The sequence below is a fragment of the Kitasatospora sp. NPDC032757 genome (assembly GCF_055579305.1).
This window is the reverse complement of sequence record NZ_JBVINN010000003.1, coordinates 321,982-344,571: the sequence shown is the minus strand read 5'-3', so window position 1 is coordinate 344,571 and position 22,590 is coordinate 321,982. Positions and strand designations below refer to the sequence as shown.

The window sequence follows — 22,590 nt, the reverse complement described above, 5'->3', positions numbered from 1 at the left end:
CGTTTCACGACAGCCGCCCGAACGGCCCCGCCACCCGCACCGCGGACACCGGCCCCGCGGCGCCCTACCGGGTGGTGGCCCGCCGGTACGCCCAGGTGGCGACGGCCAGCGACACCGCGCCCACCCCCGCGCAGACGGCGAGGTTCCCCGCCACCGCCGCCCAGTCCGGGTCGGCCGCGAAGGTCCGGGCGAAGGCCTCGACCCCGTAGGTGGAGGGCAGCAGGTCGCGCAGCCAGAGCACCGGCTGCGGCAGGTGGTCCACCGGGAGCACGCCCAGCAGCAGCGCCGCCGACATGCCGAGCTGCCCCAGCATGGTCGCGATCTCCTGCCGGGGGGCGAGCAGCCCGAAGGCCGCGCCGAGCCCGGAGAGCGCCGCACCGGCCAGCGGCACCACGGCGAGCAGCACCCAGAGCTGCCCCAGCGGCAGCCCGAACATCACGGCCCCCGCGGCGGCCGTCACCAGCGCGCCGGGCAACGTGAACGAGGCGTACGCGGCGGCCGCGCCGAGCACCACCGAGGCGGCGGGGACGGGCAGCGTGGCGTAGTGGTCGAGGCCGCCGGTGGCCCGCAGCCGGCCGAAGTACTGGGCGAGCAGGTTGAGCGCGACGAAGGCGACCACCAGCACGCTGGAGCCGGCCACCACCGAACGCGCGGCCGCGGTCTGCCCGGGGTCGACGACGCCCCGCATCATCACCAGGATGCCGAGCGACTGGAAGGTGGCCACGAACAGCAGCGGGATGCGGGCCACCTTGGCCCGGGCCAGCTGCGCCCGGTAGACGGCGGCCAGCGCGGGCAGCAGCCGGGCGGCGGGGGCCAGCGGGGCGGGCCCGGTGCCCTCGACCGGAGCGGTCTGCGGCGGCGCGGAGAGCAGCGTCACTTGGCCAGTCCTCCATGGCGGCCGCCCAGCTTGAGGTAGGCGTCCTCAAGGCTCGGGGTGGCCAGGGTGAAGTCGTCCAGGGCGGCGAAGGCCGGGCCGGTGGTGACGGCGGCGACCAGTTCGCGGGCCTGTTCGGGGGTGGTGCGGACGGTCCAGCGGCGGCCGGTGCGCTCGGCCCGTTCGGCCAGGGCGGCGACGGCGGGCACCGCGAGCGGAGCCTCGTCCCGCCAGACCAGGTCGAGCCGGACGTCACCGTCGACGAGCGCCTTGAGCCCGCCCGGGGTGTCGCAGGCGATCACCCGGCCCTCGTCCACCACCGCGACCCGGTCCAGCACGGTCTCCGCCTCGATCACGTTGTGGGTGACCAGCAGGACGGCGGTCCGCCGCTCGGCCCGGCGCCGCTCGACGGCGGTCCAGACGGCGCGGCGGGCGACCGGGTCCATGCCGGTGGTCGGCTCGTCCAGGACGAGCAGCGGCCGGTCCCCGACCAGGGTGGCGGCGAAGCAGGCGAGCCGGCGCTGGCCGCCGGAGAGCTTGGCGAGCGGCCGGTGGGCGAGCGGCTCCAGGGCCAGCTCGGTGAGCACCTCGTCGGCGGCGGCCCGGGCCTGGGCCCGGCCGAGGCCGCGCAGCCGGCCGGTGGTCTCGGCGGCGAGCGCAACGGTCAGCTCGTCCAGCGCGGTGGACTCCTGGCCGAGGTAGCCGAGCAGCCGGGCGGCCCGCTCGGGGTGGCGCACGATGTCGTGGCCGAGGAGCTCGACGGAGCCGGAGTCGGGCCGCAGCAGCCCGGTGAGCTGGCGGACCAGGGTGGACTTGCCGGCCCCGTTGGGCCCGAGCAGCCCGAAGATCTCGCCCTGCCGGACGGTCAGGGTGATGCCGTCGTTGGCCCTGATCGGGTCGATGGGGCCGCCGCGCCCGGAGCGGTACGTCTTGACCAGGTCGCGTACGGCACAGCACGGCGAGGAATCCTGGGGTGCCCGCCCGGCCGTCTCGTCCACGATCGAAGACTTTACGCCGTGGAACCCGTGGACCGGACAAGGGGGCCCGTTCCCCCGCGACCGGCACTCTCCCGGCCCTCCGCCCGGGGCGGGTCCGGCGATGCGCGCCCGGCCGGACCAGCTCACTAGTCCTCGACCACCAGGTCCCCGCCGGGCACGCGGCCGGCCAGCTCCTTCCAGAAGCCGGCCCGGATCGCGTACCGGTCGTGCTCGTCGATCTGGTCGTCCTTGTGCGCGAGCAGGCCGAACCGGGCGGCGTAGCGGAGCAGCTCGCCGTCGACCCGGTGCGGGATGCGCGGGTAGTCGGGCCAGAGCACGGTGAGCCGCTCGACGTCGCCGAGCCGCTCGGTCCAGCGGCGGGCGAAGACCTGGCCGACCTCGTGGGCGTCGCCGCCGATGGAGGTGATGTCCTCCTCCCGGTCGGCCCAGCGCTGTTCGGCGGTGGTGAGCTGGGCCAGGGTGGGGAGGCTGTCGCCGGCGGTGACGGCCTGCTCGGCGGCCGGCCGCTCGACCCAGCCCCGGTCGGAGGACCAGCGCAGGACCGGGCCGGTCGGGTGCTGGGCGGAGGCGGGCTGCGGGGCGGAGGCGCGCCCGGCGATGTCCTTGGGCGTCGGGACGACCTTGAGCGCGGTGGCGGCCGCGGCCGGGCGCCCGTTGGCCACCGGCACGGCGGCGGGCGCCGGGCCCGCCGCGGGCCGGACGCCGGGCGCCGGGACGACACCGGGCGGGGCGGCCGGCGGCGCGGCGAGGATCTTGGCGATCTCGTGGCGCGGCCCGGGGGCGGGGAAGACGGTGGAGGTCTCGCGCAGGCTGAACGAGCCCTCGATCCACTCCCGGTCCAGCACCCGCCGCTCGTCGGCCTCGCCGACCAGGTCCTCGGACTGGTTGAAGTCGCCGTCGGCGGCCTGGAGCGCCCAGAGGTGGACGACGACGCCGTGCTCCTTGGCGGACATCATGCCGGGCAGCAGGTCGCCGTCGCCGGTGATCAGCACGACGTCGGCGCAGGCCCGGTTGCGGGCGAGTTCGGAGAGCTCGGCGTGCATCGCGGCGTCCACGCCCTTCTGCACCCAGCGGCCCTCCGCCCGGGTGAGGGCGCCGAGCCGGACGGTCACCCGCGGCAGGACCCGCAGGCGGCGGTGCTCGGGCATCGGACGGCGGTCGGGCGCCGCGTCGAACCAGTAGATCCGCAGCAGCGGCAGGCCGGTCTCGGCCTCGGCCCGCTCGCGCAGGGCGGTGATCAGCGCGGTGTGGTCGACGGTGACCTTGGAGCGGGACGGATCCCCGGCGAGCAGGCTGGCGGCGGCGCCCAGCAGGTATCCGGCGTCCACCAGGACGACGCAGCGGTCCATCGCGCACCTCTTTTCGCTCGCCCTCGGGGTCAGGCGCCGCCTCGGCCGGCGGTACCGGGTGGGCGGCGGTGCGCCCGGCGTTCGGGCCCGCGTGGGGTGAGGGGGAGCCCGTGGCCGCCCGATCGTTGGGTCACCTTTACCCCTGGTTCGCGCGCCGAACCTCGGCGGATGTCGCGGTCCGGCAACAGGCGGTGCGGCCCTGCGGACCTTGCGGAAGCACAGCGGACCCCCGTCCGGAGACGGGGGTCCGGCGGGTGCGACCGGGGCGTCAGCCCTTCAGCTCGGCGGCCACAAGCTCGGCCAGCTGGACGGCGTTGAGCGCGGCGCCCTTGCGCAGGTTGTCGTTGGAGACGAACAGCGAGAGGCCGTGCTCGACCGTCTCGTCCGCCCGGATCCGGCCGACGTAGCTCGGGTCCCGGCCGGCGGCCTGGAGCGGGGTGGGGATCTCGCTCAGCTCGACGCCGGGGGCACCGGCGAGCAGCTCGGCCGCGCGCTCGGGGCTGATCGGGCGCTCGAAGCGGGCGTTGATCTGCAGCGAGTGGCCGGAGAAGACCGGGACGCGCACGCAGGTGCCGGCCACCTTCAGGCCGGGGATGCCGAGGATCTTGCGGCTCTCGTGGCGGAGCTTCTGCTCCTCGTCGGTCTCGTTGGAGCCGTCCTCGACGATGGAGCCGGCCAGCGGCAGCACGTTGAAGGCGATCGGGCGCTTGTAGACCTTGGGCTCGGGGAACTCCACCGCGGAGCCGTCGTGGGCGAGCGCCGAGGCGCCGTCCACGACCTTGGCGGCCTGGTCCTGCAGCTCGGCCACGCCGGCCACGCCGCTGCCGGAGACGGCCTGGTAGGTGGAGACGACCAGCGCGGCGAGGCCGGCCTCGTCGTGCAGCGGGCGCAGCACCGGCATGGCGGCCATGGTGGTGCAGTTCGGGTTGGCGATGATGCCCTTGGGCCGGTCGGCGATCGCCTGCGGGTTGACCTCGGAGACGACCAGCGGCACCTCGGGGTCGCGGCGCCAGGCGGAGGAGTTGTCGATCACCACGGCGCCGGCCGCGGCGGCCTTCGGGGCGAGGGCCTTGGAGGTGGCGCCGCCGGCCGAGAAGATCACGATGTCCAGGCCGGTGTAGTCGGCCGTCTCCGCGTCCTCGACGGTGATCTCGGTGCCCTGCCAGGGCAGCGTGCGCCCGGCCGAACGCGCCGAGGCGAACAGCCGGAGCTGCTCCACCGGGCCCAAGCCACCGGGAAGTCCTGCGCGCTCCGCCAGGATCTCGCGGACCACGCCGCCGACCTGGCCGGTGGCCCCGACAATGCCGATCTTCATTCCGACTACTCCTCTTGATGTCGCTGGTCACAGCCGCACTCCGCCCATCATGCCCTGTCACTCGGGCGGGGCGACCTGGTATTCCACGGTGTGAGAGGCCACGCCTCGCTTACTGGTCCAGACCACTCGTCAGTCGCAGTGCCGCGGCCACCTCCGCCGGGCCGGCCGGCAGCAGCGGCAGCCGGACGTCCGGGGTGGGGATCCGGCCCTGGGCGTGCAGCACGCCCTTGACCACGGACGGGTTCGGCGCGGCGAAGGCGGCGACCGCCAGGGCGTTGAGCCGGCGGCCCAGCGCACGGGCCTTCGGGACGTCCCCGCGCTCCCAGGCGGCAGCCAGTTCGACGAACCGCGCGGTGGCCAGGTGGGCGGAGGCCAGGATGCCGCCGGCCGCGCCGAGCGCCAGCAGCGGCGACAGGAAGACGTCGTCCCCGGCCATGACCGCGAATCCCTCCGGGGCGGCGGCGAGCAGTTCCACGGCGGCCTGGTCCAGCCCGCCGGTCGCGTACTTGACGCCCGCCATGCCCGGGACGGCCGCCAGCTCCAGCAGCGCAGCAGCCGTCAGCTGCTGCCCCGTCCGGTACGGGATGTGGTACGCGACCAGCGGCACCGGGCTCGCCTCGGCCAGCGCCCGGAAGTGCGCGATCGTCCCGGCCTCGCCCGGACGGACGAACGACGGCACGGTGACCAGCGCGGCCACCGCCCCCGGCACCCGCCCGGCCGGCCAGGCCAGCTCCTCGGCGACCGCCCGGGTGCCGGCCCCGCCGACGCCGACCAGCAGCTGCGCACCGCGCCCGGCACAGACCGACGCGCAGACCTCCGTCACCGCGCGCCGCTCGTCCGCGCTCAGCGTGGCCGGCTCGCCGGTGGTGCCGAGCGCCACCAGCCCGGCCGCGCCGTCGTCCAGCACCGAGCCGGCCAGCTTTTCCAGTGCGTCCAGCGCCACCGAGCCGTCGGCGGCGAACGGGGTGACCAGCGGGACGTAGATGCCCTTGAGAACCGTGTGCTCCATGCCCATGATCCTGCGGGCCCCGGATCCCCCAGGTCCAGTTCACATTGGTGACGCTTCTCGTAAGCTGAGCCGATGCTCGATGTCCGACGCCTGCGCCTGCTGCGCGAACTCGCCCACCTCGGCACCATCGCCGCCGTCGCCGAGGCGCTCTCGTTCAGCCCTTCGGCGGTCTCCCAGCAGCTGTCCGTCCTGGAGAAGGAGGCCGGCGTCCCGCTGCTGGAGCGCACCGGCCGCCGGGTGGCGCTGACGCCGGCCGGGCTCGGCCTGGTCCGGCACGCCGAGGCGGTGCTGGAGCGGCTGGAGCAGGCGGACGCCGAACTCGCCCACGCCCGGGAGGGGTTGGCCGGCCCGTTGCGGATCGGCACCTATCCGTCGGCGGCCCGGGCGATCATCCCCGCGCTCCTCGCCGAGCTGGCCGGCTGGCACCCCGGCCTGGAGCCGATGGTGACGGAGGTGGACCCGGCGGCCGTGGCGGCGGCGCTGCGCGCGGGCGAACTGGACGTCGCGCTGGTGCACGAGTACGACCTGGTGCCCGCCGACCCGGAGCCCGGCCTGGCGGTGACCCGCCCGGTCTTCACCGAGCCGATGTACCTGGCGGCGCGGCGGGCGGGCACGGTCGCCGAGCAGCGCTCGGCGCCGTGGATCATGGCGCCGCGCGGGACGCTCTGCCACAGCATGGCCGTCCGGGCCTGCGAGAGCGCCGGCTTCGCGCCTCGCATCCGGCACCAGATCGACGACTTCGCCACCGTGCTCGCCCTGGTGGCGGCCGGCCAGGGCGTCGCGCTCGTCCCCCACCTGGGCACCGCGCAGACCCCGCCCGGCGTCGTCCTCACGCGCCTGCCGATGTACCGCCGCACCCGCGCCGCCTTCCGCGCGGGCGCGGGCTCCCACCCGGCGATCTCGGCCTTCGTCTCGGCCCTGCACACGGCGGTGCCGCCGGGCCTCGGCGGCCGGTCCTGACCGGCGGGTCACCACCCCTCCGGTGGCGGCCCCGGCGGCCCGCCACCGGGTGGGGGTTCAGCCCGCCAGGCAGCTCGGCCCGAGCAGCTGCTTGAGGTCCCCGAACAGCGCCGGGTCCGACTTCACCCGGTGCCGGTCCAGCCGCAGCACCGTGGTGCTGCGCGTCCCCTCCAGCCGCAGCCGCACCTCGGTCGTCCCCTTGTGGCTGCTCAGCACCTCCCCGAGCCTGGCGACCAGCGGCGGCGTCACCTTCCCGCTCGGGATGTTGATGACGATCGGCGCCTCGGCGTGCGCGTTGGAGAGGTCCGGGACGGACAGCTCCATGCCCATCAGCCGGGGCACGTCCTCCCGCTTGTCCAGCTTGCCGCGGACGAACACCACGGCGTCCTCGACGAGTTGGGAGGAGACCAGCTGGTAGCTGGCCGGGAAGAACATGCAGTCGATCGAGCCGGCCAGGTCCTCCACGGTGGCGATGGCCCAGGCGTTGCCCTGCTTGGTCATCTTCCGCTGGAGGCCCGAGATGATGCCGCCGATGGTGACGATGGTGCCGTCCGGCCGTTCCGCCAGGTCGGCGACCGCGCAGTCCGCCTTGTCGGCGAGCACGTGCTCGATCCCGTGCAGCGGGTGCGAGGAGACGTACAGGCCGAGCATCTCCCGTTCCTGGGTGAGCAGGAAGGACTTGTCCCACTCCTCCTCGGAGAAGACCACGTCCAGCCCGAAGCTCGGTTCGTCGCTGACCGCGTCGCCGCCGAAGAGGTCGAACTGGCCCTCGGCCTCCTTGCGCTTGACCCCGACGACGTTGTCGATCATCGGCTCGAACTGCGCGGTGAGGCCCTTGCGGGTGTGCCCGAGCGAGTCGAAGGCACCCGCCTTGATGAGCGATTCGACGGTCCGCTTGTTGCAGACCACCGACTCCACCTTCTCCAGGAAGTCCGGGAAGGAACCGAACTTCCCCTTGGACTTCCGGGTGCGGATCATCGAGTCCACCACCGGCCCGCCGACGTTGCGGATGGCCGTGAGGCCGAACCGCACCAGCTCGTTGCCGTGCGGGGTGAAGTCGGAGTCCGACTCGTTGACGTCCGGCGGCAGCACCTGGATGCCCATCTTGCGGCACTCGTTGAGGTAGACCGCCGACTTGTCCTTGTCGTCCTTGACGGACGTGAGCAGGCCGGACATGTACTCGGCCGGGTAGTTGGCCTTGAGGTAGGCCGTCCAGTACGAGACCAGTCCGTACCCGGCGGTGTGCGCCTTGTTGAACGCGTAGCCGGAGAAGGGGACGAGGACGTCCCAGACCGCCTGGATCGCCGCGTCCGAGTAGCCGTGCTCGCGGCAGCCCTTCCGGAACGGGACGAACTCGGCCTCCAGGATCTCCTTCTTCTTCTTGCCCATCGCCCGGCGCAGCAGGTCCGCCTGGCCGAGCGAGTAGCCGGCCAGGATCTGCGCGGCCTTCTGCACCTGCTCCTGGTAGACGATCAGGCCGTACGTCGGCTTGAGGATCTCCTCCAGGGGCCTCTCCAGCTCCGGGTGGATCGGGGTGATCTCCTGCTGGCCGTTCTTGCGCAGTGCGTAGTTGGTGTGCGAGTTGACGCCCATCGGGCCCGGTCGGTAGAGCGCGAGGACGGCGGAGATGTCCTCGAAGTTGTCGGGCTTCATCAGGCGCAGCAGCGAGCGCATCGGGCCGCCGTCGAGCTGGAAGACGCCGAGCGTGTCGCCGCGGGCGAGCAGTTCGTAGGTGGGCTTGTCGTCCAGGGGCAGATCAAGCAGGTTGATCTTGACGCCCTTGTTCTTCTCGATCGCCTTGACGGCGTCGTCCATGATCGTCAGGTTGCGCAGGCCGAGGAAGTCCATCTTGAGAAGGCCGAGGCCCTCGCAGGTGGGGTAGTCGAACTGCGTGATGGTGACGCCGTCGGTGTGCCGGGTCCAGACCGGGATGTGGTCGGTGAGCGGCTCGGCGGACATGATGACGCCGGCCGCGTGCACGCCGGGCTGGCGGATCAGGCCCTCGATGCCGCGGGCGGTGTCGATCACCTTGCGGACGTCGGGGTCGTTCTCGTACAGCCCGCGGATCTCGCCGGCCTCGCTGTAGCGCGGGTGCGAGGAGTCGGTGATGCCGGAGAGCGGGATGCCCTTGCCCATGACGTCCGGCGGCATCGCCTTGGTGATCCGGTCGCCCATCGCGTACGGGTAGCCGAGGACCCGCGAGGAGTCCTTGATGGCGGCCTTCGCCTTGATGGTGCCGTACGTGACGATCATGGCGACCTTGTCGGAGCCCCACTTCTCCGTCACGTACCGGATCACGTCACCGCGCCGGCGCTCGTCGAAGTCGATGTCGACGTCGGGCATGGAGATGCGCTCGGGGTTGAGGAAGCGCTCGAAGATCAGGCCGTGCGGGATCGGGTCGAGGTCGGTGATGCCCATCGCGTACGCGACCAGCGAGCCGGCCGCCGAACCACGGCCGGGGCCCACCGCGATGCCCTGGCTCTTCGCCCACATGATGAAGTCGGCGACCACGAGGAAGTACGCCGGGAACCCCATCTGGATGATGGTGTCCATCTCGTACTCGGCGAGCTTCTTGTGCTCCTCGTCGTACCCGTTCGGGAAGCGCCAGTCCATGCCCTTCCACACCTGGGCCTTGAAGAAGTCCGCCTCGGACTCGTAGCCCTCCGGGATGGGGAAGCGCGGCATCAGGTTCTTGAACTCGAACATGCCGGCGGTGTCGACCCGCTGCGCCACCAGCAGCTGGCTGTTGCGGCAGCCCTCCTGCCAGGCGTCGGAGGAGTCCAGCCCGTACATCTCGGCGGCCGACTTGATGTAGTAGCCGGTGCCGTCGAAGCGGAAGCGGTCCGGGTCGGAGAGGTTCTTGCCGGTCTGCACGCACAGCAGCAGGTCGTGGGCGCCGGCGTCGGCCTCGGTGGTGTAGTGGGAGTCGTTGGTGACCACCGGCGGGATGTTCAGCTTCCTGCTGATCTCCAGCAGCCCGTCGCGGACCCGCTTCTCGATGTCGAGGCCGTGGTCCATCAGTTCCAGGAAGTAGTTCTCCTTGCCGAAGATCTCCTGGTACTCGGCGGCGGACTTCAGCGCCGCGTCGAACTGGCCGAGCCGCAGCCGGGTCTGCACCTCGCCGGAGGGGCAGCCGGTGGTGGCCATCAGACCCGCCGCGTGCTCGGAGATGATCTCCTTGTCCATCCGGGGCCACTTCACCAGCCAGCCCTCGGCGTACGAGCGCGAGGTCAGCTTGAAGAGGTTGTGCAGGCCCTCCTTGTTCCGGGCCCAGATGGTCTTGTGGGTGTAGGCGCCGGACGCCGAGACGTCGTCCTTCTTCTGGTGCGGCTGGCCCCAGAGGACGCGCTTGGTGTTGGAGCGGGACTCCGGCGCGACGTACGCCTCGATGCCGATCACCGGGGTGATGCCGGCGGCGGTGGCCTGCTTGTGGAACTCGGCGGCGCCGTACATGTTGCCGTGGTCGGTCATCGCGACATGGGTCTGGCCCAGCCGCTCGACCTCCTTGAACAACTGCTTCAGCCGGGCGGCACCGTCCAGCATCGAGTACTCGGTGTGGACGTGCAGGTGCGCGTACGGCTGATCGCTCAAGGCGGGGCCTCCGGAGGCTTGTGCTGTCTGGCTGGCCGGCGAACGCGCAGGTCACGAAAGGTCCTGGAAACATATGAGGCCCGAGCCGCCTCACCAGGGGCCCGGACCGGCACTCACACGTTCACGCCCCTACTCTAGCCTCCGGCCCAGCTCGTCACTCTCCCAGAGGATGCCTTCCCATGGCTCACCCCCAGCCCGCCGCCGACCACCGTGCCGAGACCATATTGAGCGTCTTCGACACGGCCTTCGGTGACCTGCTCGCCAAGGACCCGGCGGCCTTCCGGGTGAAGTTCCGGAAGATGGCCGCCTCCGCCTTCGCCTTCTACCGGGGCACCGCGGGGCTCTACTACGCCGACCTCGCGGACGGCCCCTTCGCCGGGTACGGCGCCGCCTTCCTGGACGAGCGCACCAGCCGGGTCTGGATCCACGGCGACCTGCACGCCGAGAACTTCGGCACCTACCTCAACGCCGAGGGCCGCCTGGTCTTCAACGTCAACGACTTCGACGAGGCCTACGTCGGCGCCTTCACCTGGGACGTCCAGCGGCTGGCCGCCTCGCTGGCGCTGATCGGCTACGCCAAGGCGCTCTCCGACGAGACGATCACCCAGCTGGTCACCGCCTTCGCCACCGCGTACCGGGCCCAGATCGCCGCCCACGTCCGCGCCGGCGACGCCGCGCCGTTCACCCTGGACACCGCGACCGGCCCGGTCCTGGACACCCTGCGCCAGGCCCGGCTGCAGACCCGGGTCGCGCTGCTGGAGTCCGAGACCGTGGTCGAGGGCTACGACCGCCGCTTCCGCACCGGGGGCGGCGCGATCGAGCTGGACGAGCCCACCCGGGCCGAGGTGCTGGCCGCCTTCGAGAACTACCTCGCCACCCTGCCGCCCGCCTCCCGGACCCGGCCCGAGTCGCTGCGGGTCAAGGACGTGGTCGGCCGCCGAGGCATCGGGATCGGCAGCGCCGGCCTGCCCTCCTACAACCTGCTGCTGGAGGGGCACACCGACGCGCTCGAGAACGACGTGATCATCTACATGAAGCAGGGCCAGACCCCGGCCGTGTCCCGCCACGTCACCGACCCGGCGATCGCCGGCTACTTCGAGCACGAGGGCCACCGCACGGTCATCTCCCAGCGCGCCCTCCAGGCCCACAGCGACCCGTGGCTCGGGTACACCACCCTGCACGGCCACGGCCAGCTGGTCGCCGAGGTCTCCCCGTACGCCACCGACCTCGACTGGACGGACCTCAACGAGCTGAACGACCTGCTCGCCGTCACCGAGTACCTCGGCCGCGCGACCGCCACCATGCACGCCGCCGCCGACGAGTCCTCCAGCGGCCACAGCCTGGTGCCGTTCTCCACCGAACACGCCATCGACGCCGCCATCGCCCGCGACGAGGCCGGCTTCACCGCGGCACTGGTGGACTTCGCCCACGCGTACGGCGCCCGGGCCCGTCAGGACCACCAGCTCTTCGTGGACCTCTACCGCAACGGCCGCATCCCCGGCCTCTAGGGCGATCCGGTCAGGGCCGCCAGCCGAGCCCCGGCGGCGGCCCTGACCTCGGGCTCCTCCATGGCGTCGTCCCGCAGGTACACCAGCCGCTCGCGCACCTCGGCCCCGTCCGGGGCGTGCGCGATCCCGAGCAGCCGGGCGTCGTCCTCGCACTCCCAGAGGCACTCGACGTACACCTCGGCGAGCCCGGCCGGGCCGATCGCGGCCAGCGCCTCCAGGTAGGAGGCCCGCTCGTAGGAGTGCGGCGTCCACAGCCAGAACCGCCGCAGCAGCGACACGGCGTCCCCGGCCCCGGCCCCGAACCGCCGCAGCCCCCTGGCCGTCCTCCGCGGCCCGCACCAGCGGCGCTCCACCCAGTCCCGTTCCAGCTCGGCGACCAGCACCGGAACGTCCTCGGCCTCCCCGTGGTCGGCCAGCACGTTGTGTCCCAGCAGCCGTAGCCACGCCGGCTCCGCCGCGGCGGCCCACTCCCGGGCCGCCGGCACGGCCGACGTCCCCAGCTTCTCCACCACCCCGATCGCCGGCCACAGCAGGTGCTTGCCGTCCGCCGTCCCCAGCGACGGCACCAACGGGATCACCCCGGGCTCCGGCCCCCGGTCATCGAGCACGTCGAGCGCAGCCGTCCTGCGTTCTTCCGGCTCATCCGGATCCGCCAGCAGTTCCAGCAGCCCGGCGTTGCCCACCTCCGCCAACGGCTGCGGCCGACCCGGCCCGCGCACCGGGCGCGGCGCGGCCGGCCCCCAGCGGTCCCACGGCTGCCCCCACCGGTCGTCCCCGCCCCGCCCCGCCCTGTCCCGCGCGGTCCCGGCCAGGTCGTCCCACCACTCCACGGGCCACCGGCGCGCCATCTCCTCGAGCGCCGCGACCCAGTGCTCCCCGTCCCGGACGTACGCCCGCAGCGCCTCCCGCGCCTCGGCCGAGCCCCCCAGCGCCAGCAGCCCCAGCACCCTGGTGGCCCGCTCGCAGGTGTCCTCGTCCCCCGCCAGCAACTCGGTCACCGGGCCGAGCGGCAGCGCCAGGTCCCGGACCAGCCGCGCCAGGTACAGCGCCCGCTGATCGACGGAGTCCCACCGCCAGTCCCGGCGGATGCACCCGTGCACCAGCTCGCCGGCCGCCGCCGGATTCTCCGCGGCCATCCGCGCGCCCAGCCCCCGCCCGCGCTGCAGCAGCCCCGGCAGCGTGCCGGCCGGCGCGTACCTCACCCCCCGGCCCATCAGCCCTCCTGCTCGTCCAGCTCCGCCAGGAAGTCCAGCGCGACGGCCCAGGTCTGCTCGGCCGCCTCGGCGTCGTGGTCCGGCAGCTCCGGGTCGGTGAAGACGTGGCCCGCGCCCCGGTAGCGGTGCACCTCGACATCCGCCCCGGCCTTGCGCATGCCCAGGTACCAGGCGTTCAGCCAGTCCTCGGACTCGAAGGGGTCCGGCTCGGCCACGTGCAGCTGGACCGGGATCGAGGTGGCCGCGTCCTCGCGGATGTCGGAGGTGCCGTGCAGGAGCAGCAGCCCGAGGGCCTTCTCGTCGGCGAGCGCGAGGTTCTGGGCGAGCGAGCCGCCGAGCGAGAGGCCGGCGTAGACGAGCGCGTCACCGGAGCCGAGCAGCGGGGCGGCGGCGCCGACGGCCCGGCGCAGCAGTTCGTCGCTGCCGAGCTCCTCCTTGTACGCCATGGCCTCCTCGACGTCGTCGAAGGTCCTGCCGTCGAACAGGTCGGGGGTGTGCACGGTGTGCCCGGCGGCACGCAGCCGGTCGGCGGCGGCGTGGACGGCCGGGCGCAGGCCGTAGACGGAGTGCAGGAGCAGGATCTGGGCCACGGGTCGAACTTCCTTGCAGGGTGGGCAGCGTCGCCTCCATCATCGCGCATGGCCGCCGGGTGGCGGCCCGTCTGCGAGGTGGTGGCGGGACGTCACGCGCCGGTGAAGCGACGACGAACAGTCAGTTCAGCGTATGGAACAGAGCATTACCGACCGGTAGCCTGTCGGCCGTGACTGACCTTGTCGATGACATGACCGCCGCCCGCCCGCACCGCCGCCAGGTGCTGAAGGCCACCGCCATCGCGGCCGGCGCCGCCGCCCTGCCACTGACCCTCGGCACCGCGGCCCAGGCCGCGACCGCCCCGCAGTTCCTCCACGGTGTCGCCTCCGGCGACCCGCTCCCCGACGGCATCCTGCTGTGGACCCGGGTCACCCCGACCCCCGAGGCCGTCCCCGGCTCCGCCACCGGACCGGACACCGAGGTCCGCTGGGAGCTGGCCACCGACAAGGCCTTCACGCGGATCGCGGCGAGCGGCACGGTGACCGCCACCGCCGCCTCCGACCACACCGTCAAGGCCGACGTCCGCGGCCTGACCGCGGACACCGCGTACTGGTACCGCTTCACCGCCGGCGCCACCGTCTCCCCGGTCGGCCGCACCCACACCACCCCGGCCGCCGACGCCGCGCTCGACCGCCTCCGCCTCGGTGTCGCGTCCTGCGCCAACTGGGAGGCCGGCTACTTCTCCGCCTACCGCCACCTCGCGGCCCGCGGCGACCTCGACGCCTTCCTCTTCCTCGGCGACTACATCTACGAGTACAAGAGCGGCGAGTTCTGCGCCCGCGGCACCGTGGTCCGTCCGCACGCCCCGGCGCACGAGATCCTGGACCTGGCCGACTACCGCACCCGGCACGGCCGTTACAAGACCGACGACGACCTCCAGGCGCTGCACGCGCAGATCCCGACGATCGCGATCTGGGACGACCACGAGTTCGCCAACGACGCCTGGTCCGGCGGCGCCGAGAACCACACCCCGGGCACCGAGGGCAACTGGGCCGACCGCATGGCCGCCGCCAAGCAGGCCTACTTCGAGTGGATGCCGGTCCGCCCGTCCATCGCCGGCACCACCTACCGCCGCCTGCGCTACGGCAAGCTGGCCGACCTGCACCTGATGGACCAGCGCTCGTTCCGCTCCCAGCAGGTCAAGGTCGGCAACGGCGACGTCGACTCGGCCGACCGCACCCTCACCGGCCGCGCCCAGATGGACTGGCTGAAGGCCGGGCTCACCGCGTCCGACACCACCTGGCGGCTGATCGGCAACGAGGTGATGATCTCGCCCGTCGCGTTCTTCTCGCTGCCCGACTACATACTCCGGCCGCTGGCCAAGCTGCTCGGCCTGCCCGGCGAGGGCCTGGCCGTCAACACCGACCAGTGGGACGGCTACACCCACGACCGCCGCGAGCTGCTCGGCCACCTCAAGGCGAACGGCATCACCAACACCGTCTTCCTGACCGGCGACATCCACTCCGCCTGGGCCGCCGACGTCCCGAACGAGGCCGCCACCTACCCGCTGTCCGGCAGCGCCGCCACCGAGTTCGTGGTCACCTCGGTGACGTCGGACAACATCGACGACATCCTGAAGGTCGCCCCGCAGACGGTCTCGCTGGCGGCCGCCGCGGCCATCAAGGCCGGAAACCGCCACATCAAGTGGGTCGACCTGGACTCGCACGGCTACGGCGTCCTGGACATCACCCCGGGCCAGACGCAGATGGACTACTACGTGCTCTCGGACCGGACCCGCAAGGACGCCACCAGCTCGTGGACGCGCTCCTACCGCACCAAGTCCGGCACCCAGCAGATCGAGCGGGTCTACTCGCCCGTCAAGTGAGCCGTCGGCCCTGAGGGGTGCGCCCGCGAAGGCGCACCCCTCAGGACACCACGTCCTTGCGGGCGAACCCGCGGAACGCCAGCGCCAGCAGCACCACCGCGTAGGAGAGCGACAGCGAGACGCCCTGCACCATGCCGCCCCACTCCAGCTGGGGCTGCAGGGCGTCCGCCCAGGCGTACTGCCAGTGCGCGGGCAGCCACTCGCGCAGGCCGCCGAGCGCGGTGACGGCGTCCAGCACCCCGGTGATGATCGAGGCGAACACCGCCCCGCCGACCGCCCCCAGCGGCGCGTCCGTCGCGGTGGAGAGCCAGAACGCCAGCGCCGCGATCACCACCTCGCTCAGGAAGACGAACGCCACCGCGAGCGCCAGCCGCGGCAGCGCCTCCCCCGCCGACAGGCTCATCCCGGCCGGCAGCTTGAGGTCCCCCCAGCCGTACGCGGCGGTGCCCACCAGCAGACCGATCGCCGGCAGCATCACCACGGCGGCCGCCGAGAACGCCAGCCCCACCGCGAACTTGCGCGCCAGCAGCCGGGCCCGGGGCACCGGCGCGGCCAGCAGGTAGCGCAGCGAGGACCAGCTCGCCTCCGAGGCCACCGTGTCCCCGCAGAACAGCGCGACCGGGATCACCAGCAGGAAGCCGGTGCCCATGAAGAGCATGGTGGTCGCGAAGTTGGGCCCCGAGGCGGTGGCCAGCTCGATGAAGGTCGTCCGGTCGGTCCGGCCCGGTGTGCCGCCGATCTGGAACGCGGCCAGGATGACGAACGGCATCGCCGCCAGCACCCCGCCGATCACCATGGTCCGGCGGCGCCGGAGCTGGCGCATCGCCTCGACCCGCAGCGGCAGCGTCCGGCCCGCCCGGTAGCCGGCGGCGTGGTCCGGTGAAACGACCGTGCTCATGACCCCACCCCTCCCCCAGCCTTGGCGGCCGGGAGGTGCCCCCACCGCCCGGCAGGCGTTTCGCACAACGTGCACCCCTTGATCATCCGCTCGTCTCGCTCGCTCACGCCGGGCCTCCGATCAGCGACAGGAACGCGTCCTCCAGCCGGCGGTGCGGCCCGGCCCGCTCCACCGGCACGCCGAGGCGCACCAGTTCGGCCAGCAGCCGGCTCGCCGCCATGCCGTCCAGCCGCACCAGCAGCCCGCCCTCGACCGTCTCGACCGAGCCGACACCGGCCAGCCCGCCCGCCTTGTCGGCGGCCGCCGCCAGCTCCTCCGGCCCGTACGAGGCCGGGGTGCCGACCAGCAGCAGCTCGCCCGCGCCGACGATCTCGGCCACGGCGCCGGTGGTGACCAGCCGGCCGCGGTCCATCACCACCAGGTCGGTGCAGCTCTGTTCCACCTCGGAGAGCAGGTGGCTGGAGACGATGACGGTCCGCCCGGCGGCCGCGTACCGGATCATCACCTCGCGCATCTCACGGATCTGCGGCGGGTCCAGCCCGTTGGTCGGCTCGTCCAGGATCAGCAGGTCCGGCAGGCCGAGCATGGCCTGGGCGATGGCGAGCCGCTGGCGCATGCCCTGCGAGTAGGTGCGTACCGCCCGGTCCAGCGCCTCGCCGAGCCCGGCGATGGCCAGTGCCTCCTCCAGGTGGGCGTCCGTCTCCGGGCGGCCGGTCGCCTGCCAGTAGAGCCGCAGGTTGGCCCGGCCGGTGAGGTGCGGCAGGAACCCGGCCCCCTCCACGAAGGCGCCGACCCGGGAGAGCACCGGCGTGCCCGGCCGCACCAGGTGGCCGAAGATCCTTATCTCGCCCTCGTCGGGCCTGATCAGGCCCATCAGCATCCGCAGGGTGGTGGTCTTGCCCGCGCCGTTGGGCCCGAGCAGGCCGAGCACCTGCCCCTGCTCCACCCGGAAGCTCAACTCCCGGACGGCGTACCGGTCGGCGGCGCCCTTGTAGCGCTTGCTCAGACCGGTGATCTGCAGTGGCACCCCGGCCAGCGCCGGGTCGTACGCCGGCCCGCGGGCGCGCCGGCCGCGCCGGCGCAGCCGCGGCAGCAGGAGCAGCGCGGCCGCCACCGCGACGGCGGCCAGCGGGAGCAGCCAGGTCCGCGCGGGCAGCGGCGCCGCCTCGGTGACCAGCTCGTCGACGGTCGGCACGGTGAGCGCCCCGGCCACGGCCGCCCGGTAGGTGGCCGGCTCGGCGGGCGAGGCGTACGCCAGGTCGGTGGAGGCCAGCACCAGCCGCAGCCGGTGCCCGGCGGCGAAGGTGTGGTCGACGGCGGGCAGCGCCACCGTGACGGTCCTCCCGCCGGCCGCGTCGGCGCCGGTCACCCGGAGCGGGGCGGCCAGCTGCTGTGGCAGGCTCTGCTTGCCGTCCGGCCCGACGTCGTACAGCTTGGCGAAGAGCACCGCGTCGGGCTTGTCGGCCTGCACCCGGACCGGCACGGTGGGCTGTCCGGTCAGGTGCAGCGCGCCGTCCAGCGGCGCGCTGTCGAAGGTGGCGTGCTGCCCGGGGAAGTCCAGTGAGAGCCCGGCGCCCAGGGCGGCGGCCTGGCTGAGCGCGCCGACGCCGGGCAGCGCGGAGATGTTCGGCGGGGCGCCGCCGGCCGGGTTGGCGAAGGTCTGCTCGGCGCCGGCCGTACCGGTGCGCAGCTCGACGGTGCGCGAGCCGGTGCCGCCGAGGCCCGGGTAGGCGTCGGCGGAGGCTCCGCGCAGCACGGCCTGGAAGCCGGTGGAGTCGACCCCGCCGGTGCGGGTGACCCGGAACGCCGGCCCGGTGTCGTTCCCCGAGCCCTTCGGGTCGCGATTCTTCAGGAAGCGGTCGAACCAGGCTCCCACCCGGTCGTCGACGCGGGCGCTGGTGTCGGTGCCGCCGTCGTGGCCGCCGGCGAACCAGTCCACCGCCACCGGAGCGCCGTTGGCCGCGACCGCCCGGGCGATCGCGTCGCCCTGGTCGAGCGGGAACAGCGAGTCCTGCTGGCCCTGGACGACGAGCGTCGGTGCCTTGAGCCGCGCCGCCACCGAGGACGGGCTGGAGCGCTCCAGCAGCGCGACCGCCTCCGGATCAGCGTGCCCGGCGGTCGCGACCCGGTCGTACATCCGGCAGAGCTCGTCCAGGAACCGCCCGCAGCCGACCGTCCCGTCCCCCGTGCCGTCCTGGGGACCACCCGGGGGAGCCCCAGCCGCGGGCCGGGGCGCACCGCCGGACGGGCCGAGGTCGCCCGCGGCCCCGGTGGTGAAGAAGATTCCGGCCCAGAGCTTCTTGAACACCCCGTCCACCGCGCCCGAGCCCCGAACCCCCTGCGGGAACAGCGCATCGGCCAGGTTCCACCAGGTGATCTGGCTGGCCACGGCGTCGATCCGGCTGTCGTAGGCGGAGCCGAGCAGCGCCACCGCCCCGCCGTACGAGGCGCCGGTGATGCCCACCCGCGGGTCACCGGGCCCGTCCAGCTGCACCTCCGGCCGCTGGGCCAGCCAGTCGACCAGGTGCTTGACGTCCTGTACCTCGCGGTCGGGCGCGTTGAGGCCGATCTTCCCGGCGGAGTGCCCGAAGCCGCGCGCCGACCAGGTCAGCACCGCGTAGCCCTGCCGGGCCAGCTGCTGGGCGCGCTCGCGCTCGCCCTCCTTGGAGCCGCCGAAGCCGTGGCCGAGCAGGACCGCCGGGCGCGGGCTCGTCCCGGTGGTGAAGAAGGAGGTGTCCAACTGGATCTGCCGGTCGCTGCCGGGCGTCTCCGGCATGCCGAGGAAACGGTTCTCCTGGTGAACCGTCCGCTGCCCGCCGTCCGCCACGGCCACCGCCGTACCGGCCCCGGCCACCGCCACCAGGGCCACCGCGCCGGCCAGCAGTCTCCGTCCGGCCGCCGTTCCGCGACCGCGCCACCGGCGCCACGCCCCACCGAGCTCCATGGTCGGTGATCGTATCCGCCGAGCCGGTAGGCGTCCGATAAAGCCGCCCGGGACATCCCCGGCCGGGCAGCGCCGGTTCGCCCGATTCACCCGCCTACGCCCGGGTGTCGTACGCACGTCCCGCCCCGGGCGCCCTCCCCCGCCCGCGCATGGGAGGGCGCCGGGACGCCCGGAGGACCGGACACCCTGGCGGACCGGCGTCCGCCGCCTACAGCACCCGCGTCATCGTCCGGTGCGGGATCCCCGCGTCGTCGTAGACCGGCCCCTCCGCCGCGTACCCGAGCCGCTCGTAGAACCCCAGCGCCTGCACCTGCGCGTGCAGCTCCACCTCACGTGCCCCGCGCCCGCGCCCGGCCGCCTCGACCGCCCGCACCAGCTCGGCGCCCAGACCCGTCCCGCGCGCCGCCTTCACGACCGCGAGCCGCCCGAGCAGCACCCGCCCCTCGGTCCCGCCGGTCAGCTCCAGCGCCTGCGCGCCGTGGATCAGCCGGGCCGTGCCCAGCGGCTCGCCGGCCGGCCCGACCGCCAGCAGGTGCTCGGAGGTGGGATCGAGGTGATCCCACTCCTCCTCCTCGGCGATCCCCTGCTCGACGATGAACACCTCGCGCCGGACGCCGTGCACCAGCGCCAGGTCGCCCGCGCCCTCGGCCACCCGGATCCGCACCGCGGGGGAGCTCATGTCAGCTCTCCGAGGCGATGATGTCCAGCGCCTTGCGCAGGTCCGCCGGATACTCGCTGCTGAACTGCACCCACTCGCCGTCCGACGGGTGCTCGAAGCCCAGCGAGACCGCGTGCAGCCACTGCCGGGTCAGCCCGAGCCGCTTGGCCAGCGTCGGGTCGGCACCGTAGGTGAGGTCGCCCACGCAGGGGTGGCGCAGCGCCGACATGTGGACCCGGATCTGGTGGGTGCGGCCCGTCTCCAGCTTGATGTCCAGCAGCGAGGCGGCCCGGTAGGCCTCGATCAGGTCGTAGTGGGTGACGGACGCCTTGCCGTCACGGGTGACCGCCCACTTCCAGTCGGAGCTGGGGTGGCGTCCGATCGGCGCGTCCACGGTGCCGCTCATCGGGTCCGGGTGGCCCTGCACCAGCGTGTGGTACTTCTTCTCGGTCACCCGGTCGTGGAACTGCCGCTTGAGGTCGGTGTAGGCGCGCTCGGACTTGGCGACCACCATCAGGCCGGAGGTGCCGACGTCGAGCCGGTGCACGATGCCCTGGCGCTCGGCGGCACCGGAGGTGGAGATGCGGTAGCCGGCCGCGGCGAGGCCGCCGATGACGGTCGGGCCGGTCCAGCCGGGGCTGGGGTGCGCGGCGACGCCGACCGGCTTGTCGACGAGCACGATGTCCTCGTCGTCGTGGACGATGCGCATGCCCTCGACGTGCTCGGCGACGATCTGCACGGGCGCGGCGGGGGCGGGGATCTCGACCTCCAGCCAGGAGCCGGCGGTCACCCGGTCCGACTTGCCGGCCACGGCGCCGTCGAGCGTCACCTTGCCGTCGGCGGCCAACTCGGCGGCCTTCGTCCGGGAGAAGCCGAACATCCGGGCGAGGGCGGCGTCGAGGCGCTCGCCCTCCAGGCCGTCGGGTACGGGGAGGCTGCGGATCTGCGCTGCGGTACTCACCCGTACGAGTATGCCGGACGCGGGGGCCCGCCCCTTACCCGTCCGGTCCCGCCCCCTGAGCCCGAGCCCGTCCTACTCGCCCTTGCCGCCGTCGGCCTTCCCGCTCTTCTCGGCCTGCTGGTGGACGGTGCCGTCCGGGTTGCTGCCACGGAATGAGAGCAGGACGACCAGGATGCCGCCGCAGACGATCGCCGAGTCGGCGAGGTTGAAGACCGCGAAGTGCTGGACGGAGATGAAGTCCACCACGTGGCCGCGGAAGGCGCTCGGCGCGCGGAACAGCCGGTCGGTGAGGTTGCCCAGGGCGCCGCCGAGCAGCAGCCCGAGCGCGATCGCCCACGGCAGGCTGTAGAGACGGCGGGCGATCCGCCAGATCACCACGATGACGGACGCGGCGATCACGGTGAAGACGATGGTGAGCGCCTGGCCCATGCCGAAGGCGGCCCCGGAGTTGCGGATCACCTGGAAGGTCATCACGTCGCCGATCACCTTGATCGCCGCATGGTTCTCGAGCCTGGCCACGACCAGCAGCTTGGTCCCCAGGTCGATCAGGAAGGCGACCAGCGCGACGGTCAGCAGGACGCCGATCCGCCGCCGGCCCCTCTGCGCCTCCTGCGCCGCCGGGGCGGCGGTCACCTCACCGGGCTCGGCCACGGCCTCCTCCACGGCTTCGGCGGGGGTGGGGACGGCTTCGTCCCGCGTCTGGGGGGAACCTTGCGTACTGATGATCCGCTCCGCTGCCGATGGGGATCCCCCCGGTCGAGGGTGGGGGGGAGAGTGGGCCGCTGGTCGCCGACCCGGGCCGGTCGGGCGACGTTACGGGGTCGAGCGTACGGCAAGCCCGACCCCCCGCGTCGTCCCGGTCAGCGGCGTTCCTGCTTGGCCTTGCACTGGACGCAGAGCGTCGCCCGGGGGAAGGCCTGCAGCCGGGCCTTGCCGATGGCCTGGCCGCAGGATTCGCAGATGCCGAAGCCGACGCCCTCCAGTCGCACGAGGGCGTGCTCGGTCTGGGCGAGGCTGTCCCGGGCGTTGTTGGCCAGGGCCAGCTCGCTCTCCCGCGAGATGTTCTTCGTGCCGGCGTCCACCTGGTCGTCGCCGGCTCCGTCGTTGGAGTCACGCATCAGCCCGGTGATGGCGGCCTCGGCGGCGTCGATCTCGTTCTGCAGCCGGTCCAGCTCGCTGATCAGCTCGGCGTGCAGCTCGCGCACCTCCTCCGAGGTCCACGCGTCCTCGCCCGGGCGGACGGGAAGCTCGGCCGGGTCCACCGATTCGGCGCCTCCGCCACGGGCCGCGGTGGCGGCCGGCGCGCGGGTGCGGCCGGGGGCCACGAGGGTGGCGTCGTTGCTGGTCTTGTGCCGTGCGGTAGTGGTCACGGTCCCCTCCCCTGGTTCGCCTGCCACGGCCTTGCGTGTCCGCTTGGTGGCGGTACCCGCGCCGGTTGCCTTCTCAGCCATGGCTTCGACCCCATCTACGAACGAATCGAGCCGCCGGTTCCCGGCGGCTTCCAGTGCCGGAACGATAATCCCCATCAAAACCGGTCACAACATGACATACCGACGCCTCACCATGATCCCACCCAGGCAGCCGTCACAGCCGCCCCGCCCCGCGCGCTGACCAGAGTTGTGCCCAGATCACCCCTGTCTAACCACCTCCCGGGCGGCGCTCCGGTGACAGCCGGAACGACGGACAAAACCGACTTGCGGCGGCCGATACACTGGGCCTGCAAGGCGCAGATGGGACGAGTACCGACGTACGCAGCCACCAGCGACCCGGGGACGGTGCGAGCCCGGGGGCGTGCACGGCGGGAAGATCACCCCGGAGCCGCCGGAAGAACGGCCGAGGCAGCACGCCGCGGCCCACTAGACCCGGCAGCAAGCCCAAACAAGAGGGCCGCAGAC

17 protein-coding genes are annotated in these 22,590 nt (G+C 73.3%); 3 read left to right on the top strand and 14 right to left on the bottom strand.

The genetic code is table 11. The features are described 5' to 3' along the window. Window positions 1–64: 64 nt before the first annotated feature. The 5 genes from ACZ5WK_RS07055 to ACZ5WK_RS07035 form a co-directional block, all read right to left on the bottom strand. Window positions 65–877 (bottom strand): ABC transporter permease, encoded by an 813-nt coding sequence (locus tag ACZ5WK_RS07055; protein WP_396319349.1) that lies wholly within the window; start codon window positions 875–877, stop codon window positions 65–67. After that, a complete protein-coding gene (locus tag ACZ5WK_RS07050) occupies window positions 874–1,872 on the bottom strand; it encodes an ABC transporter ATP-binding protein (RefSeq protein ID WP_405365864.1) in 999 nt (332 codons plus the stop codon). Before ACZ5WK_RS07050 ends, ACZ5WK_RS07055 begins: the two co-directional genes overlap by 4 nt. Before the next feature lie 125 nt (window positions 1,873–1,997). Continuing rightward, the gene (locus ACZ5WK_RS07045) at window positions 1,998–3,221 is read right to left on the bottom strand and encodes an NYN domain-containing protein (RefSeq protein ID WP_465545734.1); all 1,224 of its coding nucleotides are present in this window, start codon (window positions 3,219–3,221) and stop codon (window positions 1,998–2,000) included. 268 nt (window positions 3,222–3,489) lie between these two features. Continuing rightward, window positions 3,490–4,536, bottom strand: coding sequence for an aspartate-semialdehyde dehydrogenase (locus ACZ5WK_RS07040; RefSeq protein WP_465545732.1), 1,047 nt, complete (start codon window positions 4,534–4,536; stop codon window positions 3,490–3,492). Between the two features lie 109 nt (window positions 4,537–4,645). Further along, complete coding sequence (locus ACZ5WK_RS07035) at window positions 4,646–5,545, bottom strand: dihydrodipicolinate synthase family protein (protein WP_465545730.1); 900 nt, start codon at window positions 5,543–5,545, stop codon at window positions 4,646–4,648. Between the two features lie 72 nt (window positions 5,546–5,617). Between ACZ5WK_RS07035 and ACZ5WK_RS07030 the strand changes: the two genes are divergently transcribed. Beyond that, window positions 5,618–6,505, top strand: a complete 888-nt coding sequence (locus ACZ5WK_RS07030; RefSeq protein WP_465545728.1) for a LysR family transcriptional regulator — start codon at window positions 5,618–5,620, stop codon at window positions 6,503–6,505. A 57-nt stretch (window positions 6,506–6,562) separates the two neighbouring features. On the opposite strand, the gene dnaE is transcribed toward ACZ5WK_RS07030, so the two are convergent. Then, window positions 6,563–10,096, bottom strand: coding sequence for a DNA polymerase III subunit alpha (gene dnaE, locus ACZ5WK_RS07025; RefSeq protein WP_465545726.1), 3,534 nt, complete (start codon window positions 10,094–10,096; stop codon window positions 6,563–6,565). 179 nt (window positions 10,097–10,275) lie between these two features. Between dnaE and ACZ5WK_RS07020 the strand changes: the two genes are divergently transcribed. Next, window positions 10,276–11,604 carry a DUF2252 domain-containing protein gene (locus ACZ5WK_RS07020; protein ID WP_465545724.1) on the top strand — a complete coding sequence of 443 codons (1,329 nt, stop codon included), beginning with the start codon at window positions 10,276–10,278 and terminating at the stop codon, window positions 11,602–11,604. On the opposite strand, the gene ACZ5WK_RS07015 is transcribed toward ACZ5WK_RS07020, so the two are convergent. Together ACZ5WK_RS07015 and ACZ5WK_RS07010 are read right to left on the bottom strand one after the other, a co-directional pair. Further along, window positions 11,601–12,818: a hypothetical protein gene (locus tag ACZ5WK_RS07015; protein WP_465545722.1), complete on the bottom strand. Its 1,218-nt coding sequence runs from the start codon at window positions 12,816–12,818 to the stop codon at window positions 11,601–11,603. The genes ACZ5WK_RS07020 and ACZ5WK_RS07015 overlap by 4 nt on opposite strands. Further along, window positions 12,818–13,408, bottom strand: a complete 591-nt coding sequence (locus ACZ5WK_RS07010) for a dienelactone hydrolase family protein (protein ID WP_465545720.1) — start codon at window positions 13,406–13,408, stop codon at window positions 12,818–12,820. The genes ACZ5WK_RS07015 and ACZ5WK_RS07010 overlap by 1 nt, the downstream gene beginning before the upstream one ends. A gap of 191 nt (window positions 13,409–13,599) precedes the next feature. On the opposite strand from ACZ5WK_RS07010, the gene ACZ5WK_RS07005 reads away from it, so the two are divergent. Beyond that, window positions 13,600–15,234, top strand: a complete 1,635-nt coding sequence (locus tag ACZ5WK_RS07005; protein WP_465545949.1) for an alkaline phosphatase D family protein — start codon at window positions 13,600–13,602, stop codon at window positions 15,232–15,234. A gap of 40 nt (window positions 15,235–15,274) precedes the next feature. Here the strand turns inward: ACZ5WK_RS07005 and ACZ5WK_RS07000 are convergent, their stop codons facing one another. The 6 genes from ACZ5WK_RS07000 to ACZ5WK_RS06975 form a co-directional block, all read right to left on the bottom strand. After that, a complete protein-coding gene (locus ACZ5WK_RS07000) occupies window positions 15,275–16,132 on the bottom strand; it encodes an ABC transporter permease (protein ID WP_465545718.1) in 858 nt (285 codons plus the stop codon). 103 nt (window positions 16,133–16,235) lie between these two features. Next, window positions 16,236–19,076 carry an alpha/beta fold hydrolase gene (locus ACZ5WK_RS06995; protein ID WP_465545716.1) on the bottom strand — a complete coding sequence of 947 codons (2,841 nt, stop codon included), beginning with the start codon at window positions 19,074–19,076 and terminating at the stop codon, window positions 16,236–16,238. 208 nt (window positions 19,077–19,284) lie between these two features. Further along, the gene (locus ACZ5WK_RS06990) at window positions 19,285–19,755 is read right to left on the bottom strand and encodes a GNAT family N-acetyltransferase (RefSeq protein WP_465545714.1); all 471 of its coding nucleotides are present in this window, start codon (window positions 19,753–19,755) and stop codon (window positions 19,285–19,287) included. 1 nt (window position 19,756) lies between these two features. Further along, window positions 19,757–20,695 (bottom strand): RluA family pseudouridine synthase, encoded by a 939-nt coding sequence (locus ACZ5WK_RS06985; protein ID WP_396319362.1) that lies wholly within the window; start codon window positions 20,693–20,695, stop codon window positions 19,757–19,759. Between the two features lie 72 nt (window positions 20,696–20,767). Beyond that, a complete protein-coding gene (gene lspA, locus ACZ5WK_RS06980) occupies window positions 20,768–21,346 on the bottom strand; it encodes a signal peptidase II (RefSeq protein ID WP_465545711.1) in 579 nt (192 codons plus the stop codon). Window positions 21,347–21,555: 209 nt separating this feature from the next. Then, window positions 21,556–22,065 carry a TraR/DksA family transcriptional regulator gene (locus tag ACZ5WK_RS06975; protein ID WP_465545709.1) on the bottom strand — a complete coding sequence of 170 codons (510 nt, stop codon included), beginning with the start codon at window positions 22,063–22,065 and terminating at the stop codon, window positions 21,556–21,558. Window positions 22,066–22,590: the final 525 nt, after the last annotated feature.